The following is a 17542-nucleotide window of genomic DNA, read 5'->3' on the forward strand; positions in this document are numbered from 1 at the left end:
TGTTGTGTACAGAGCACATGTTTATAATTAAGAGGATTATAATCTCTTCTGAAAGGGGCGCTCCTTGGATGGCTGGCATACATCCCCCCAATCCGAACGACCCGCGGGTGATTCGGACCCGTCAATTAATTCTGGATGCCTTCGTCCGGCAATTGAATATCATGGACTTCAACTCGATAACCGTCGGCGACATTACCAAAGCAGCTACGATTAACAGGACCACCTTTTATGCCCATTTCCAGGATAAATATGCGCTGTTCGAAGCCTTTTTGTTAGATGCCTTTACGAATATGGTCCTCCATAAAGTCGATGCCAAAGGACCGTTGACCGAGAAGACGCTTCAAGAGCTGATAGTAGCATTATGTAATTATCATGAAAACAGCCACCGCTGTTTCAAAAGATATGATTCTGTAGCTCTCTTGCTTGAGGAGAATATTAAGCTCCATCTCGAGAAACTTATCCTGCAACTGATCTCCGGATCAGCTGCGGCTACAGATTCGAAGCCGCTTGCAACTGCCGCCACCCTGCTAAGCTGGTCCTTATATGGCGTAACCTACCGCTGGAATCTGGAGGGAAGATCAGAGTCTTCCTCCGAACTGGCTGAGCGGGTAATGCCGCTGATCACGGGCGGATTTCCCATGAGCCCCCAATGACCAAAAACGCAGAGCAGCGATCCTCCGAATGGGGGAATCGCTGCTCTGCTCACTTTTTGTGGTTTTAAGAATGAAGAGAACTGTCTTCCGCCGTAGAAAACCTGCTTTTGGGACAGCCTTGTAGCCGTTTCCGCTTGGTTACGGCTCTACCCCGTAGATGAGCGTTCCATTATGGTATACAGTGATCCGGTCATTGGCCGTGAAGCTGGTCAGCAGCGGCCGGAAGGAGTAATCGTTGGCCTGGCTATAATTCGCGTAGTTATCCTTGTGAATACGGAACTGGATCTCTCCGGTTGAGCCGGAAGCCGCCAGGCTGCCCGCCCCGCCCTTGAAGGAGATTTCGGCGTAGGCATCCGCGTTCGGGACCGGAACCGCGAGCGGGACGATGGTGGTCTGGATATTATTTTTGCCGACGACGGCGTAGTCAATCTCCATGGTGTGTGCGGAGCTGCCGTCCTGGGTGAACCAGTAACGGATCGTGAATTGGCTGAGCGGGACAGGGACGGTGGAAGTGCTCTTCAGCTGAAGACTTGCCCGGATGGAGCCCACATTGTTGCCGGTCTCATCACTGCGGTAGAGCGGAGTGGCGGTTACAGGTCCTGTCCCGGGGCCGCCGGGCTCCTCAATAGGAGGGAAGGTGACTGTCTTCATGATCCGGTTCAGCATGAGCTGCTTCGGCCGGTTCCAGGTTGCCCAGTCATCCTGCAGCAGACCGCCGGTATCCCCGCTGTTGGGGTTCAGTGTCCAGTAGGTCCAGTAGAGATCATTCGTGCCGATGTAATCGACTAGTTTATTCTGCCACTTCCCTTCAACCGAGAGGGTGTCCACGCTGCGGCCTCCGAATTCACCCATGATTAGAGGGGCAATGTTCTCTTTGCTGATATAACCCCAGGTCTGATCCCATATAGCAGGCAGGTTCGCCGGAAAAGCCGGATCGCTGAACCACGGCTGCTCCGCCACCCCGGGACCGTAATCATGCGGAGAATACACCACTTGATTCGGCACGGTAAGCGTTACCGGATAATTCCGCACCCCGGTAAGGTTGCCGCCCCACCAGTACTTGCTGGTGTTACCCTGCACATTCTGCTCGATCCCTTCGACGATGATCAGCCAGTGCGGATTCACCGCAAGGATGGCATTCCCAGCCCGCTGGGCCGCGAGCCGCCAGTCTGTGCTGAGATCACCGGTCCCCCAGCTTGCTGTGCCGTGAGGCTCATTATGCAGATCCGCACCGATTACTGTAGGATTATTCGCATATCGTGCAGCCAGCATCACCCAGTCACTGATCCAGCGGGATTCAGGATATGCAGCGGTATACCATAGCGTCGACTGCCCGCCGGAATCGGGACGATGCCGGTCCAGGAAGATTTGAATGCCGCGCTGGCCGGCTTTTTCGATTAAGGTATCCATAATTTCGATGGGAGTCAGACCGGCCAGGTCCGGGTTTTTGGCATAATCAATGCTGTTGGCCTGGGAAGCCGGATCGAACATTTGACTGCTGAACGGCAGGCGAATCAAGTTGTACCCTTCTGCGCGGACCTGATCGAGCACATCATCCATGGAACGCGACCATAATCCGTGCGGGGAATAGTTCGGTGTCTCGAAGCCAAACCAGTTCAGTCCGTTGAACACGGCCGGGTTCCCCTGCGAATCTACAATCCGGCTGCCCGAGGTGTGATAAAAAAGCTTCGCTGCCCCCTCAGCCTTCACCGGCTGTCCGGCAATAGCGGCTGTACCTGCAAGCAGTGTTAAAGCCAAAAGCATTGTCCCCAGTGTCCTGAAACCAAAGGTCATTCATCTTCCTCCTCGTAATATGATTCATGATAAAGTCGAACTTTATATCATACGGGTAAAATGAAAACCTATTCATCCCGGACGGGTCTAAATTATGGAAAATTTTTGAATAAAACAGGAGGGGGGCTGTTGGAGTCACTCTATACGGACCAATGCACTTATGGGATAAGCCAGGTGGCTAGGGGGATCGAAGATAGCAGTTGGATTAAGTACACTTGCTGGTGAGCGAATGGTCTGTGTTACAACAGTAATTGGATAAACAGCACTTAAATCTTCCCGATTCACCCAAAGCAGCAAAAAGAGTAAGTGATAGGTGTTGTAAATCCACTTATTACCGTACATCTCTCCCAAACCGCTAATTTAAGATACATTTTTCCAATTGTTTAGCACAAATTACAAGAATCACATCTAGCTTAAAAAGGGAATAATTGTTATAATTACTAATGTAAGCGTTTGACTTCACCGGAGCGTATACATACAGTTACAGCCTTAACGGGTACAGTCAGGAAACTATTCAAGCCGAGAGGGGAATTAGGAGAATGTTTAGAAGCAAAGCTATACAATGGGCAGCTATCGGGTCGCTTGTCGTGTCTTTATTTATGGGGTCGCTGGCGTTGGGCGGGGAGAAGGTGTTCGCCGCCGATTGCTCGGCCGGCTACGTGGCTCTAACGTATGATGACGGGCCGAATCCAAGCAACACGACAAACCTGCTGAATGCTCTGCAGCAGAATGGCCTGCGCGCCACGTTCTTCAATGTCGGGCAGAATGCGCAGAACAATCCTTCGCTCGTCCTGGCCCAGAAGAACGCAGGGATGTGGATTGGCAACCATTCCTGGTCGCATGCGAATCTGACCCAGGTGGGTACCTCCCAGATTACATCGGAGATTACGAACACCCAGCAGACGCTGCAATCCATTACCGGCACAGCTCCGAAGCTGTTCCGTCCGCCGTACGGGGCGACTAACGCGACTCTCAAGTCCATCGAGGCCCAGAACGGCCTTACCGAAGTACTCTGGAACGTGGACTCCCAAGACTGGAACGGAGCGGGAACCGCCCAGATCGTGGCCGCTGTGGGCACGATGAAGAATGGGGATGTCATCCTGATGCATGACCAATACCAGACCACACTCCAGGCAGTACCGCAGATTGCACAGAATCTCAAGAACCGCGGCCTATGCTCAGGCATGATCTCGCCAAGCACGGGCAGGGCGGTTGCGCCTGACGGCGGCAATGGTCCTGGTCCCGCTGTAACGAAGGTAGAGGCGGAGAGCATGACCAAGGCCGGTCAATACACCTCGAATATCAGTTCCCCGTTCACCGGAGTCGCTCTGTATGCAAACAATGATTCCGTGAAGTACACCCAGAATTTCACCAGCGGCACCCATAATTTCTCCCTGCGCGGGGCCTCCAATAACGCCAATATGGCCAGGGTGGACCTCAAGATCGGCGGGGTGACGAAGGGGACCTTCTACTATGGCGGAAGCAGTCCTGCGGTCTATACGATCAGCAATGTCAGCCATGGAACCGGCAATCAGGTGATTGAGCTGGTGGTTACCGCCGATGACGGGACTTGGGATGCTTATCTTGATTATTTGGAGATTAACTAAAGCTACAATATTGAAGGGGGTGCCCCAGCCAGCTATCGCATGGCTGACGGGCACCCCCTTATTCAAGTTCAGCTTCGGCCTGCCAGAGCCCGGATCTGCTCCAGATCACTGCTGCACAGCGCCTCCAGATGGGCGGTGATCTTCCCGGGACTCCAGTCCCACCACTTCAGCTCCAGCAGCAGGGCGATGAGCTCGTCATCGAAGCGCTGCCGCAGAATCCGGGCAGGATTGCCCCCGGCAATATGGTATGCGGGAACATCCTTGGTGACAGTAGCATTGGCGGCGATGATCGCGCCGTCACCAATCGTCACGCCCGGCATAATGGTGGCATTCTGGCCGATCCAGACATCGTTTCCGATGACAGTATCGCCTTTGTAGGGCAGGTCCGCCAGCTCAGGCGTTGCCTGCTCCCAGCCGCCGCCCATAATGTTGAAGGGATAGGTGGTCACCGAGCCCATCCGGTGGTTGGCACCGTTCATAATGAATTCGGTGCCGCGGGCGATGGCGCAGAACTTGCCGATCATCAGCTTGTCCCCGATGAACTCATAGTGATGGGTAACACGGCTCTCGAAGAATACCGACTCGTCAGGATCATCATAGTAGGAGAAGTCTCCGGCGATGATGTTGGAGCGGGTCAGCGTATTTTTGATGAAACGGACCTGCTTGATCTGTGGATTCGGATGAATGTCATTGGGATTTGGTCCTGTAGCATGCAATAGGATCACACCTTTCTCACATGAATGGGGAGCCGAGCCATAATTTGAATCTAGCTATAGTATAGTCCAAGCGGCGCTACAGTTCTTACATATATTATGAGAGACTGGTAGTTTGCAAATCTCTTATCTAGGGAGGCTTGGCTGGAATGGCTATTCTATCAACAGGGCCTATTGAGAATAATGCAGTGAACGGTGTAAGGCCTACGGTACAGGTGACGGTCAAGATTGATAACCGGGATGCGGTGAATCCGTCTGCGATTCTGATCCAAGGGTACGACTTGACCCTCACCAGAACGTTGTACGTAAGCGAGCTTATTACGGTTTCCCCGGACGAGGTGATCACAAGGAATTACTTTGCCAATCTGGATGCCTATGAGTTTGTCTTTACAACGGAGGGTCTTGCTGAATTGCAGACGGAAGTCTCTGTGTGGGGCAAGGATTCAGCCGGGCGGCTGGTTACCGCCCACCGTCTTGTCTCAGCTGAGCTGCTGGGTGCTGAAGAGGGGGGAGTCACAGGCTCCGTCAACCGTATCTATGTTGCCAATTTCAACAGCAATGATGTTTCTGTGATCAACGGTGCTACAGGTGCAGTGATCGCAGTCATCCCTGTAGGGGTGAATCCTGCTGGAATTGCCGTGAACCCGTTAACCAACCGCATTTATGTCGCTAACTTGAACAGTGACAACGTATCCGTTATCGACGGGTTAACCAATACGGTGCTGGCCACCGTTCCTGCCGGGGACGGAGCGGGCGGAGTCGCGGTCAATACCGCTACCAATGCCATCTATGTTGCGAATTTTAATGATAATACGGTCACTGTCATTGACGGATTAACCAACACTGTGGTGACTACCATTATTCCCGCCGGCGGTTCTCCTTTTCCAACGGGGATCGGTGTGAATTCCTTAACCAATACTATTTATGTAGCTGAATTCAACTCGGATATTGTTACCGTCATTGATGGGGCTACGAATACGGTTATTACCCAGATTCCCGTGCAGGTGAACCCGTTCCGTTTGGCTGTTGATCCCTTAACGAACCGGATTTATGTCGCGAACTTCACCAGCAACACCGTATCCGTCATTGATGGTGCGACCAATACGGTGATCACCAACGTGCCTGTCGGCACGACTCCGGCTGAGCCGGGAGTGAACATCTCTACCAATGCCATCTATGTACCAAACCGGGATGACAACAATGTATCGGTGATTGGGGGGTTAACGAATACGGTAATTACTACCATTCCGGTCGGAAATAATCCCAACAGCGCGGGCGCTAATCCATTGACGAACCGCATCTATATAACTAATCAGGACGATAATACGGTATCGGTCATTGATGGGGTCACCCAGGCAGTGATTAGTGTCATACCGGTCGGCGCGCGTCCGTTCTCCGTGGGCGTCAATCCGTAGGAAGCCAGGAACAGGAATTCAGTACGATGCCAATTGAGGCCATTATCTTAACGAGCGAGGTGACTCATAGGATGGAAATAACATCAGCCGAAGATATCATGATACAGCTGTCGGGCATGGACCAGGAGAATTCTGTATCCCGGATCTACGTTCCCGGGATCGGCGAATTCATGATTGTACTGCTGAAGACAGACAACAGTGCCGCTGAAGGCCCGGCCCGCACCAGCGGGGCGGAGGCAGAAGAGTGCACAATGCCGGCAGCGGTGTTAACAAGGAACCCCTACCTTTAAGGATAGTCCATAAATCAGCACGCTTCCCGTAAGGAAGTGGCTGGTTTATGGAATTATAGACTTTACGCCATTCTGGGCAGTTGTACATAGAACGTCGTAGATGCTCCAACCACACTTTTTACGTAAATCCTTCCTTGATGCTGGTCCACAATGGACCTGGCGATAGCCAGACCCAGCCCGTATCCGCCCTGCTTGCGTGCTCTTGAGGTATCCGTACGGTAAAAGCGGTCAAAAATCCGCGCCAGATGCTCCGCAGCGATGCCTTCCCCTGTATTCGAGACGGAGAGAAGGACATCGCTGTTCTGCTTGTGGAGGGAGATATGGACAGCGCCCTTAGGATTCGTATATTTCACTGCGTTATCCAGCAGAATCATCACCACCTGCTTGATCTGCTCGGGGTTGCCCGGCACGGTAAGCTCCGGCTGGATGTCATAGTCGAAGGAGATATTCTTCTCGAAGAGAACGGCCTCCATGGTCAGAATAATATTCTCTACCGCTTCGCTCATGTTGAACCTGCCGTGGAGCTTCCCGATCCGGGCGTCATCCATCTCCGTCAGGTACAGCAAATCGCCTACCAGCCGGGTCATCCGCTCCGTTTCGGACTTGATATACTGCAGCCATTTTGCCTGATTGCGGATCGTATCCTCACTGTTCGCCAGCAGTACATCCGCGTTGGTGTTAATAATCGTCAGCGGAGTCTTCAGCTCATGGGAGGCGTCGGCAATGAACTGCTTCTGCTTGTCAAAAGCCTCCCGCACCGGCGCAATCGAGCGCCCCGCAAAGTAGCGGCTGGTGAAATAGAGGATGACCAGCGTCAGCAGGCCGACAGCCGCGAAGGTATAGATCAGGTTCGTCAGGATCTGCTGCTGGGCCGTGATGTCCATGAAGACAAACTGCTTCCCGCTGCTTGCAGGCTTGACCATGAAGATCCAGCGGCTACCGTCCATCGTGAACCGGCCGGTGTCCTTGCCCAGGCTAAGAGCCTCCTTCAACGCGGCGCTATAGAGGTCATCGTCCATCGTGAACTTCGATTCTTTGCCGGTCATCTTGCCGCTGGCATCGGTCTGCACCGTGAAGGAGACGGAGCGCTCCGGCTGGTAAGGGTCGATCGGCCCCTGATCCATGGGCATTGTCCCTCTGCCCCCGCCGCCTCCTGCCCCAGGCGGACTTTGTCCATCTCCCGGACCCCGCTGCTGCATGTCCGCAATCCGGTGGAGCGCCATATAGATGTCTCCCTGCACATTGCGGTACGTGAAGATGTAGATGGCGGCGAAGGCCACCAGCATGATGATGGAGATGGTGACCAGATTGACAATCAGGAACCGGGTTCGGAGTTTATTGAACATCAGGCACTCCCCTCCAGCACGTACCCTACGCCCCTAATCGTGCTGATGCGCACCTCCGAGTTCAGGAAGGCCAGCTTTTTACGCAAAAAAGAAATATAGACCTCCACGTTGTTATGTTCCGCATCGGAATCGAACCCCCACAGCTTCTCAATGATCTGCTCCTTCGAGGTGACCGCCTGCTTCCTTAGGATCAGCAGCTCCAGCAGCTCCGTCTCCTTGAGATTCAGCTTCATCTCCCGGCCCTTCACCGTCAGCTTCGGGTTGGCGGTATTCAGCTCCAGATCCCCGAACTTCAGGGCATCGTCAGGAATCACCTCGCCCTTACGCCGCAGCGCAGCCCGGATACGGGCCAGCAGCTCCTCCGAAGCGAACGGCTTGGCGATATAATCGTCTGCACCATGATCGAGTCCGGTCACCATATCGGTGATCTCTCCTTTTGCGGTAAGCATAATGACCGGTGTGGAGACTCCGTCCCTGCGCAGCTCCTTCAGCACGCTGATTCCATCCAGCTCCGGCATCATAATATCCAGCAGCAGCAGGTCATAGATCCCGCTCTGTGCATAATCGAGACCGGCTCTGCCGTCATGCACCGCGTCTACCGAATAATTGTGTTTTTTGAGGATTTGGGTTAGGGCCTCCGCCAGATGGACCTCGTCTTCTACAATTAATATTCTCATGGGATGGCTCATCCTCTTCCTAAAGTAATGTACTTGCTGCTGGTGCCATTATATCAAGGGTACCTTTAATCAACCTTAATCCATTTAAGATTCATTAAAGGTTCGGGGGCTAAGATACATTCATAAGCAAGCGCACCCAATACTCACCCGAAAGGATCTGAACCCTATGGCGATCGAGGTCTTCAACCGCTACGAGAACAAGTATCTGTTCGACCACGAATCTTATCTGAAGCTCTATTACGAACTGCTGGAATATATGGAGCCCGATGCTTACAACAAGCAGCACGAATTTTATTCTATCACCAATCTGTACTACGACACCCCTCAGAATTCACTGATCCGCAGCAGCCTGGCGAAGCCGAAATACAAGGAGAAGCTCCGCATCAGAGCCTACGGCATTCCTGAAGGCGACACCAGAGTCTATCTGGAGATCAAGAAGAAGGTGCTGGGTCTGGTCAACAAGAGGAGAACCTCACTGACGCTGAAAGAGGCCTATGCATTCATCGAGAGCGGCAGAGAGCCTGAATTCGAGAGCTATATGAACAAGCAGGTGATCGGGGAGATCAAGTACTTGCTGACCCGCTATGAGCTGGAGCCGAAGCTGTATTTGTCCTATGACCGCAAAGCCATGTTCTGTAAAAATAACAGGGACCTGCGCATCACCTTCGACACCAACATCCGCTGCCGCCGGTATGATCTGAAGATGGAGCACGGCGTCTATGGCGAGGAGCTGCTGGAGCCGGAGCAATGGCTGATGGAAGTGAAGGCCGAGAAGACCATACCGGTCTGGCTGGCCAGGATGCTGTCGGAGCATCAGATGTACCGCACCAGCTTCTCCAAATACGGCAACGAATATAAAAAGATGCTGCGAAACAGCCAATCAGAAAGAGAGAGTGTTCTATATGCTTGATTCGATTTTTGCCGTAGCGGAGTCTACTTCGGAACTAACGTTCACGAATGCTGCCTTAACCATCGTCATCGCCATTATCCTCGGCGGGCTGATCAGCTTCACCTACATGAAGACGAGCCCCGCAGGATACTCGCAGAGCTTCACACTGACCATGGTTCTGCTGCCGGTGATTGTTGCTATCATTATTCTGCTCATTGGCAGCAATGTGGCCCGGGCCTTCAGCCTGGCGGGCGCCTTCTCGATCATCCGGTTCCGCAGCGCCCCCGGCGATCCGAAGGATATCACTTTTGTCCTGTTCACCATGGCCTCCGGGCTGGCCTGTGGGGTAGGGGCCTTCGGTTACGCGGTCTTCTTCACCCTTATCCTCTGCGCTCTGATGGCTGTGCTTAACCGTACGGGCTTTGGACTTAAGAAGTCGATGCATAAGACACTGAAGGTAACGATCCCTGAGAATCTGGGCTATGAGGAGGCCTTCGCAGAGGTCTTCAATACCTTCAATGTCGCCTACGAGCTGAAGAAGATCAGAACCACGGAGTTGGGCAGCCTGTATGAGCTGGTCTACGCAGTAACGATTGATGAGCAGACGAGCCAGAAGGAGCTGCTGGATGCCATCCGCACACGTAACGGGAACCTCGATCTCTCACTAACCATGGCACCTGTCATGAATGAATACTAATCCGCTACAGGAAGGGAATGATGACTGATGAAGAACAGATTAACAGCTAGCAAAATAGGACTGGTGCTGCTATGCGCCGCAGTCATGTCGGCATGCAGTGCAAAAGCTGCTACGCCATCAGATACAAGTAACAACGCGGGTACATCAGTTACGGCTGTGCAGAGCAGTTCCTCTGCCGCTGTGCAGCTGGCAAGTGTGAAGGCGGCGGATCTTGTGACTTGGGAGGAAGAGGATGCTGTAACCGCCTGGACGGCAGCAGATTCGACTGCTATAACTCTGGCTGGCACTGCTGCTGTGGTAGACGGTGCAGGCGCCACAGCGCAAGAAGGCACAGTAACCATTACGGAAGCAGGCACTTATGTGCTTAGCGGCACACTGAGTGACGGCCAGATTATCGTAGATGAGCAGGCCAAAGGGACCGTAAGGCTGGTGCTGAATGGCGCTCATCTGACGGACAGCGATAATGCTCCGGTCTACATCAAGGAAGCCGGCAAAGTAGTCATCACCTTGCAGGAAGGGACGGATAACAGTGTGACAGATGGAGCTGCGTACGTGTTCGCAGACGGAGCTGGGGATGAGCCAAGCGCTGCGCTCTTCAGCAAGGCCGACCTGACGATTAACGGCACTGGCAAGCTGACGGTAACCGGTAACTATAACGACGGCATCACCGGCAAGGATGATGTGAAAATCATGTCCGGCACCATTGAAGTGAAGGCAGCGGATGACGGTATTGTTGGTAAGGACCTGGTAGCTATACAGGAAGGTAATATTACAATTCATGCAGAAGGCGACGGCATCAAATCAACCAATGACAAGGATGCCGCCATGGGCTTCATCGCCATTGCCGCCGGGACCTTCGACATTACGGCCGGTAATGACGGGATTCAGGCGGAGACCGCTGCTGTCATCGACGGCGGGACGTATACACTGGTGACTGGCGGCGGCTATGTGAATGCCGAAGTGAAGACCGGCGACCAGGGAGGCCCGGGAATGGGCGGCGGCTTCGGTCAGCGTCCGGAGGGCGGAGCCTTCCCTGCTCCGGGAGAAGCGGGGGGTACGCCGCCTGCGATGGATGCTGCGCCGGCGGCTGACCAGCCCCAAGCAGCGGAGAGTGGCACCGCGGCAGCGGCGCAGACGGACGCCGCAGCAGCGGCGGAGACAGAATCCGTCAGCGCCAAAGGGATTAAGGCAGGCGGCGACCTGACGGTGAACGGCGGAAGCTTCACAGTGGATGCCGCAGATGATGCGCTGCACAGCAACAGCAGTATCTCTGTAACGGATGGGGAATTCCAGATCTCTACAGGGGATGACGGGATTCACGCCGATGCTCTGGTCTCGATATCGGGCGGCACCGTCAATATTACGCGGAGCTATGAAGGGATAGAAGGGGCGGACATCACCATATCCGGCGGTGAGATCCATGTGACAGCCACAGACGATGGCGTCAATGTGGCCGGAGGCAACGATACTAATACGGCAGCAGGAACGCAGGCTCAGGATTCGTTCAGCAGCACCGGCAGCAACCTGCTGACCATCAGCGGCGGCACCTTGATTGTAGATGCCGCAGGCGATGGCCTGGACTCCAACGGCTCGGTGACTATGACCGGAGGCACCGTTATTGTGAATGGCCCCGAGAACTCGGGCAACGGCGCCTTGGATTATGACGGGGCCTTCAACATCACAGGCGGATTCCTGGTAGCCGCAGGCGCTTCCGGCATGGCACAGGCTCCGGGAGAGGACTCCGGCCAGTATTCAGTAAGCGTGGAGTTCGCAGCTACTCAGCAGGCAGGAACCATGGTTCATCTGGAAGACGCTGATGGCAATGCCATTCTGACCTTTGCTCCGGCGAAGAGCTTCCAGACCGTAGTGGTCAGTGCTCCTGAGCTTACGGACGGCTCTTATACCGTCTATACCGGAGGCAGCTCAACTGGAACAGCTGCGGATGGACTGTATACCGGCGGGACGTACAGCGGGGGCAGCAAATTCGTTGCTTTTGACATCACCAGTACGGTGACTTGGGTGAATGCATCGGGTGTAACCACAGGCGGAAGCGGGATGGGCGGGCCGGGAGGCGGAGGCTTCGGCGGCGGCAGAGGCAACAGGGCCGGAGGCGAACCGGGCGGAACAGGAGGAACGCCGCCTGCGGACGCTGGTACTACGAAGCCGGCCGATGCAGGCACCACGAAGCCGGCCGATGCAGGTACTACAGCTCCAGACAGTGCAGGTACAAGCACGAATTAAGCGGTCCAGCAGAGCAGAGACTATCCATTAGCGGATAGTCTCTGTTTTTGTACTTGTCTAGGATATTATCATTTACTTCTGTTGTGATAAGTGCTCTTTAATTGTGGCCTCAATGTATGCGAAAAACAGCATACATTTGGCTACTACGCAGGCGCATGGACCAAATGTATGTGAAAAACAGCATACATTGGCCTACCACGCAGGCGCATGGACCAAATGTATGTGAAAAACAGCATACATTCGGTGCGACCCCCTTATCCCGGAGTCCTCCGTATAAAATCAGCACTTGTCGTAGATATGCTCTTTATTTCGCTTTTTCTCTCGGCCAGAAGAAGCGGGAGCGGTCTTCTAGGGTCAAGACCCATTCCGCAAAGGTAGCTGGCGGCATGTTCCGAAGGCTTGTATGCATTCTGCGATTGTTGTAGAAGTCCATGTACCGGTCCACGGCTTCATAGGCCTCTTCGAACGTCTCGAAGGCCTCTTTGCGGAACAAATCCCGATCGATATTACTGTGGAACGATTCAATAAAAGCATTTAAATCCGGCGTTCGAGGCGGAATGCGTTCATGGGTCATTTCCCAGCTTTCACACATGTCGCCAAACAGATGGCTGACGAACTGTGGACCATTGTCGGTGCGGATCACCGGGCGTGCGCTGTCAGGGGCGCAGTGTTGCTCCATGGCGCGTCCCAGCGTCTGGCAGGCGTGCTTGGCTTCACACGACGATCCGCGGTGGTAGCCGACGATGACACGGGTAAAGACATCGATAATACTCAGGACAAAGAAATGCCTGCCCTGGCCCGCCACGTAACCGTACTTAATGTCCATCTGCCAGAGCTGACCCGCCCCTGTAATGACCCGGTTCTCCGGCAGCTTCCGAGGATGCTTAAAACGCTTGTGACGCTGCGGCTGTAGGATATCCAGCGCCTGACACAGCCGGTAGCTTTTCTTGTGATTGAGCCTCAGCCCGTGCTGGTTCCACAAGCACTTGGCCAGCAGTTTGTACCCGTACACGTGCTCCTCTCCAGCGATTAATTCCAGCAGCCATTCCTGGATTTCCTCGTCGCTAATCTTCTCTCCAGACTCGGTCAGGGAATAGCCGGGTACGGGTCTTCCGCGCCCCTGGGGTACGGCCTGTACATCCTGCTTCTTGCGTTTCTTACGGTCGTAATACGTAGACTCTGCTAGCCCCACGAGACGTAGTACCAACGCTGCGGTATTCCCCTGCTTAATGAACATGTCGGCTACCTCGATTTTTTCGGATAAGCAGGGGTTGGCTTTTTTAGCAGTTCACGCAGAATCTCGATCTCTAACTCCTTTTCGCCGAGGATCTTGACGGCCTTCTCGTATTTCTGCTCCACGTCCAGGAGGCGCTTCAGTTCCTCCACCTGCTCCTGGGGATACGGATGATCTTGTTCCCCATGGGCCTCTCGGTAGTCCCTCACCCACTGATTCACCGTCGATGGGGTCACCCCATACTTGCGGGCAACCACCGCTGCCTTAATGCCAGACAACACCTCTTGCGCTGCCTTCTCTCTTGTTCCTGTTAAGTGTCCCATACCGTTCATCCTCCTCCTATATCTAGTCTACATTTTTGTGGGGGAGGACTCCAACTTCTTTAGGGGGCTGTGGAGCATTGGGCTACCACGCAGGTGCATGGGCTCAATGTATGCGAAAAACAGCATACATTTGGCTACTACGCAGGTGCATGGACCAAATGTATGTGAAAAACAGCATACATTGTGCTGGCGCGCAGGTAATCCCATACTACTTGTCTGGAGGCGATAACGATTGCGATCAGCGGCTACATGAAGTCGAAATAGTAGCGGATGACATGGAAGAATACCGGTGCGGTGTAGGCAAGACTGTCTACGCGGCTCAGATAGCTTTGCTTAAGGGCAGCGAATTTGTCATCGTCCCCGATCAGCAGATCCCGCTTCAGGACGGAGACTGTCAGGCTGCCGAAGAAGCCGCTGAGACTGATCAGCATACCGGAGAGATAGCCAAAGGCCGGATTCAGCGGTGTAAGATGAGAATAGATCAGGTAAGAGACGGCTGTCGTCACCGCGAAAGCGCAGATGAAGCCCTCCCAGGTCAGATGGGGATTCGCGGTCGGGACGATCCGGTGCTTGCCGATGTAGAGCGAGGCCAGATAATGCACGGCATCATTGAGCTGGGTCAGCACCACCAGGAAGAGAACCAGCCCTGCGCCGTATTCCGGCGTGGCGAACTGGAAATAGGCCAGATGGCTAAGCCCGAAGACCATCAGCATCAGTCCCCACTGCACCGCGCTGACACCGCGCAGGAAGCCGAGTGTTCCCTTGTTAATCAGCCGGGGAATCGGCAGCAGCAGGAACACATAGACTGGAATGAAGATAATGAACATCCCGTACCATTCGATGTAGATCCAGTAGAATTGCAGCGGAATGGACAGATAAGCCCAGAGGAACAGCCTGCGGTCTGCTTTTCGGGTGCGGATCATGGAGAAGTATTCCTTGAGGGCGAAGAAGCTCAGGACCATCAGGGACAGCAGGGACACGACAGAATTGGACAGGGTAGCCAGGCAGAAGATGAACAGCATGCCCCACCAAGTTTTGATACGGAAGCCTATTCCGGTATAATCTTTGTCCTTCTGTAATTTGCTGACTACAAGATACAGCACATGGATCACCGATAGAGCTGCAAAGATCAGAACTAGAGTGAATAAAGAACGGTTCATTACAATCACCAACTTGTCTCGGGGTATCATTTCAATATAGGAATTTTATGCTAAAATAGACAGAGCGTCCAGCTTATTATGAAGCAAAACAACCGACTTGATAAGGGGAAATATTGTAAATGTCAGCAGATCCATCGGTGTACATCATGCTCACCAATACGGGAACGCTGTTCACGAAGCTCATTCAGGGCTATACCAAAGCGCCGTATAACCATGCGTCGATCTCGTTTAACCGGGAGCTCTCAGAGCTATATAGCTTTGGAAGGAAGCATCCGGCCAATCCGCTGAACGGCGGGTTCGTGAAGGAGGATATCCGCACAGGCACCTACAGCAAATACCCGGAGACGACCTGCGTCATCTACGAGCTTCAGGTCACTGACCGTGAGGTTGAGAAAATGAAGCGGGTGCTCCAGGTCTTCATCCGCAGCCGCCAGAAGTATCTCTACAATATCCTCGGTGTCATCGGCATTGCACTGAAGGAGCCGGTGGAGTTCAGCAACTCCTATTTCTGCTCACAGTTCGTTGCCGAGATTTTGGAGCGCTCCGGCATTAAGCTGTGGAACAAGCTGCCTGCGCTCGTCACCCCGGATGACTTCCGGCAGAGCGACCGGCTGCATCTGGTCTATTACGGCAAGCTGAGCGAATACAAGCCCTCCAGCCAGTAGAGAAGTCCTCGTTCCCGGTAGGGAAGGGGACTTTATTTATACAAGAAGCTTACCTGGCTTATTCCGCTGGGAGTATGATATTTTAATTGAAAAAGGAGAGTGAAGGAATGGTTCATGCCAAGGATGTGCTTGCCAATCAATTGCTGGCCGGGGCCAACGACCCCAGCTGGCATCTTCCCTATATGCAGGCTGTGGAGAACGTGACCGAGGAGGAAGCGTTCTGGAAGCCCGGTGAAGGAGTCAGCAGCATAGCTGAGCTTACCCAGCATTTGCTGTACTGGAATGAAGCCTGGCAGAGCCGGTACCGCGAGGGGCATATGGACGCTGTGCCTCCGGTTAAGGATAATAACCTCAGCTTCAGGCTTCCGGCAGATATTACGTTCAGTGAGCTGCGCGGAAGGCTGTTGCAGACGCTCTTGAACTGGCAGAGCCTGCTGTCTGAGGAAGGGCTGGAGGAGCAGGTGAACGGGTTCCCGGTACCGGCTGCATGGTGGGAGATCATCAGCAATGCGGCAAGTCATAATGCCTATCATATAGGTCAAATGGTGTTGATCCACAAGCTGTACGTCCCGGCCAGACCACAAGCATAAGCCCCTTCCAGGGCAGGCATTGGCTGTGCAGGAGACCGCAATGAGGCATGGCTCAAGCAGACTGGCCGGGATTCTCCCGCCGGTCTCTTTGTCATACGTACAGTGAGGGCCGCAGCATAGATCTGCTTGTGCAGAATAGCTTAATCTGTAATGAAATGGAGCATGTGATATTCTTGAAATATAAGGATTTATATGTTGCACACGATAACTTATCCTTCTATTTCTCGCTGAAACGGTGCCGTCCCTAAAAGGATGGCAAAGTCGTTTCCACTTGGCATAGGGTCTACTGAAGGGAAAAGAGAGGGATTCATATCATGATTGAGAACATCATCAGAGGTCTGGAAGCAAGATATGCCTGCCGGCTGGAGCGGCTGACAGGGGGATATACGAATCTAACCTATCTGATGGCGGGGGCCGAGCCGCCGCTTGTAGCCAAAATAACAAATCTGTCCAATAAAGATACGCTCAATGAGGTTCATGTAATGCGGCTGGTGCAGGGAAGCTGTGATACCCCGGTGGTGCATGAGGTGACAGAGATGGACGGGAAGCGCATCATCATCATGGACTGCATGCAGGGCGGGAACGCCCAGTCCGTTCTGGATGCCAGGGACTGGACAAGAGCCGAGCGGATCTACAGCAGAATGGGGCAGCTGCTGGCTGCCCAGATTCATTCCCGCCCTTATCAGCCGCAAGAGACAGAGATCCGGCTCAGCAACAGGTCTGCACTGAGTCAGGTGGTTCAGAAGCTGGAATTCGTTCCCGCCGCTCTCGGCAGACAGTCGCTTCACTTTCTGTCTGCGGCGGAGGCCGGGGAGCTTCCGTGGGTCCTGACCCATGGCGATTACGGAGTACATAATCTGCTCTGTGAAGCCGATGATCTGCTGCATGTGCTGGACTGGGAATGGGCGGAATGGGGCAGCCCGCTGAATGATGTAGCCTGGGTCTGCTGGTTCACGAAGCACCATTATCCCGTACAATCCGTGCTGCTCAATACTGCCTTCATGCAGGGCTATCTGTCTGTTAACCCGTTATCCTTCACGCCGCAGCAGATGAAGGCGGCGAGTCTGTACAGGGTATGGAATATCCTGCACCGCCTGCAGATCGCGCCCAAGGAGGTGCAGCGTGAATGGGTCAGACGTCTGGAATGGACACTCGGTGAGGACTTCGCAGAGCTGCACGGAATCAGCTAAGGAAGAGGCTTCTCCCGGATGACTGTATTCTGTAGCCTGGAGCACCTGAGGCGCCCGA

The 17542-nt window shown here is 53.8% G+C and carries 17 protein-coding genes; 10 read left to right on the top strand and 7 right to left on the bottom strand.

Annotated features, from left to right (window positions below):
- Positions 1-68 precede the first annotated feature (68 nt).
- Positions 69-653 carry a TetR/AcrR family transcriptional regulator gene (locus tag MKY64_RS28740; protein ID WP_209868797.1) on the top strand — a complete coding sequence of 195 codons (585 nt, stop codon included), beginning with the start codon at positions 69-71 and terminating at the stop codon, positions 651-653.
- 138 nt (positions 654-791) lie between these two features.
- Here the strand turns inward: MKY64_RS28740 and MKY64_RS28745 are convergent, their stop codons facing one another.
- Positions 792-2447 (bottom strand): cellulase family glycosylhydrolase, encoded by a 1656-nt coding sequence (locus tag MKY64_RS28745; protein WP_340957245.1) that lies wholly within the window; start codon positions 2445-2447, stop codon positions 792-794.
- Positions 2448-2986: 539 nt separating this feature from the next.
- On the opposite strand from MKY64_RS28745, the gene MKY64_RS28750 reads away from it, so the two are divergent.
- Positions 2987-4054, top strand: a complete 1068-nt coding sequence (locus MKY64_RS28750) for a polysaccharide deacetylase family protein (protein WP_340957247.1) — start codon at positions 2987-2989, stop codon at positions 4052-4054.
- A 68-nt stretch (positions 4055-4122) separates the two neighbouring features.
- Here MKY64_RS28750 and MKY64_RS28755 read toward each other — a convergent pair whose 3' ends face one another.
- Positions 4123-4770: a Vat family streptogramin A O-acetyltransferase gene (locus MKY64_RS28755; protein ID WP_340957250.1), complete on the bottom strand. Its 648-nt coding sequence runs from the start codon at positions 4768-4770 to the stop codon at positions 4123-4125.
- Between the two features lie 146 nt (positions 4771-4916).
- On the opposite strand from MKY64_RS28755, the gene MKY64_RS28760 reads away from it, so the two are divergent.
- On the top strand, positions 4917-6182 hold the full coding sequence (locus tag MKY64_RS28760; protein WP_340957253.1) for a YncE family protein: 1266 nt from the start codon (positions 4917-4919) through the stop codon (positions 6180-6182).
- Positions 6183-6253: 71 nt separating this feature from the next.
- Positions 6254-6472 carry a hypothetical protein gene (locus MKY64_RS28765; RefSeq protein ID WP_340957255.1) on the top strand — a complete coding sequence of 73 codons (219 nt, stop codon included), beginning with the start codon at positions 6254-6256 and terminating at the stop codon, positions 6470-6472.
- 62 nt (positions 6473-6534) lie between these two features.
- Here the strand turns inward: MKY64_RS28765 and MKY64_RS28770 are convergent, their stop codons facing one another.
- A complete protein-coding gene (locus MKY64_RS28770; RefSeq protein ID WP_340957256.1) occupies positions 6535-7818 on the bottom strand; it encodes a sensor histidine kinase in 1284 nt (427 codons plus the stop codon).
- Entirely contained in the window at positions 7818-8495 is a 678-nt protein-coding gene (locus MKY64_RS28775) for a response regulator transcription factor (protein WP_036722818.1), read from the bottom strand. The genes MKY64_RS28770 and MKY64_RS28775 overlap by 1 nt, the downstream gene beginning before the upstream one ends.
- Positions 8496-8661: 166 nt before the next feature.
- Here MKY64_RS28775 and MKY64_RS28780 point away from each other — a divergent pair, with 166 nt between their 5' ends.
- From MKY64_RS28780 to MKY64_RS28790, 3 genes are read left to right on the top strand one after another with little or no spacing between them, the layout of a single operon-like run.
- Positions 8662-9405 (top strand): polyphosphate polymerase domain-containing protein, encoded by a 744-nt coding sequence (locus tag MKY64_RS28780; protein ID WP_036722816.1) that lies wholly within the window; start codon positions 8662-8664, stop codon positions 9403-9405.
- On the top strand, positions 9398-10081 hold the full coding sequence (locus MKY64_RS28785) for a DUF4956 domain-containing protein (RefSeq protein ID WP_036722815.1): 684 nt from the start codon (positions 9398-9400) through the stop codon (positions 10079-10081). Before MKY64_RS28780 ends, MKY64_RS28785 begins: the two co-directional genes overlap by 8 nt.
- A 27-nt stretch (positions 10082-10108) precedes the next feature.
- Positions 10109-12322: a carbohydrate-binding domain-containing protein gene (locus tag MKY64_RS28790; protein WP_340957260.1), complete on the top strand. Its 2214-nt coding sequence runs from the start codon at positions 10109-10111 to the stop codon at positions 12320-12322.
- A gap of 304 nt (positions 12323-12626) precedes the next feature.
- On the opposite strand, the gene MKY64_RS28795 is transcribed toward MKY64_RS28790, so the two are convergent.
- The 3 genes from MKY64_RS28795 to MKY64_RS28805 all read right to left on the bottom strand — a co-directional run bounded on the left by MKY64_RS28795 (position 12627) and on the right by MKY64_RS28805 (position 15039).
- A complete protein-coding gene (locus tag MKY64_RS28795; protein ID WP_340957263.1) occupies positions 12627-13559 on the bottom strand; it encodes an IS3 family transposase in 933 nt (310 codons plus the stop codon).
- A 5-nt stretch (positions 13560-13564) separates the two neighbouring features.
- A complete protein-coding gene (locus tag MKY64_RS28800) occupies positions 13565-13879 on the bottom strand; it encodes a helix-turn-helix domain-containing protein (protein ID WP_339313306.1) in 315 nt (104 codons plus the stop codon).
- A gap of 245 nt (positions 13880-14124) precedes the next feature.
- Positions 14125-15039 carry a phosphatidate cytidylyltransferase gene (locus tag MKY64_RS28805; protein ID WP_209868781.1) on the bottom strand — a complete coding sequence of 305 codons (915 nt, stop codon included), beginning with the start codon at positions 15037-15039 and terminating at the stop codon, positions 14125-14127.
- Between the two features lie 119 nt (positions 15040-15158).
- Here MKY64_RS28805 and MKY64_RS28810 point away from each other — a divergent pair, with 119 nt between their 5' ends.
- The 3 genes from MKY64_RS28810 to MKY64_RS28820 all read left to right on the top strand — a co-directional run bounded on the left by MKY64_RS28810 (position 15159) and on the right by MKY64_RS28820 (position 17484).
- Positions 15159-15704: a hypothetical protein gene (locus tag MKY64_RS28810; protein ID WP_036691837.1), complete on the top strand. Its 546-nt coding sequence runs from the start codon at positions 15159-15161 to the stop codon at positions 15702-15704.
- A gap of 107 nt (positions 15705-15811) precedes the next feature.
- Complete coding sequence (locus MKY64_RS28815; protein ID WP_340957266.1) at positions 15812-16294, top strand: DinB family protein; 483 nt, start codon at positions 15812-15814, stop codon at positions 16292-16294.
- Between the two features lie 314 nt (positions 16295-16608).
- Positions 16609-17484: a phosphotransferase family protein gene (locus MKY64_RS28820; RefSeq protein ID WP_036722806.1), complete on the top strand. Its 876-nt coding sequence runs from the start codon at positions 16609-16611 to the stop codon at positions 17482-17484.
- Positions 17485-17542 lie beyond the last annotated feature (58 nt).

Source organism: Paenibacillus sp. FSL R7-0210 (genome assembly GCF_038009085.1).
In the GTDB taxonomy this organism is placed as follows: domain Bacteria; phylum Bacillota; class Bacilli; order Paenibacillales; family Paenibacillaceae; genus Paenibacillus_AQ; species Paenibacillus_AQ silagei.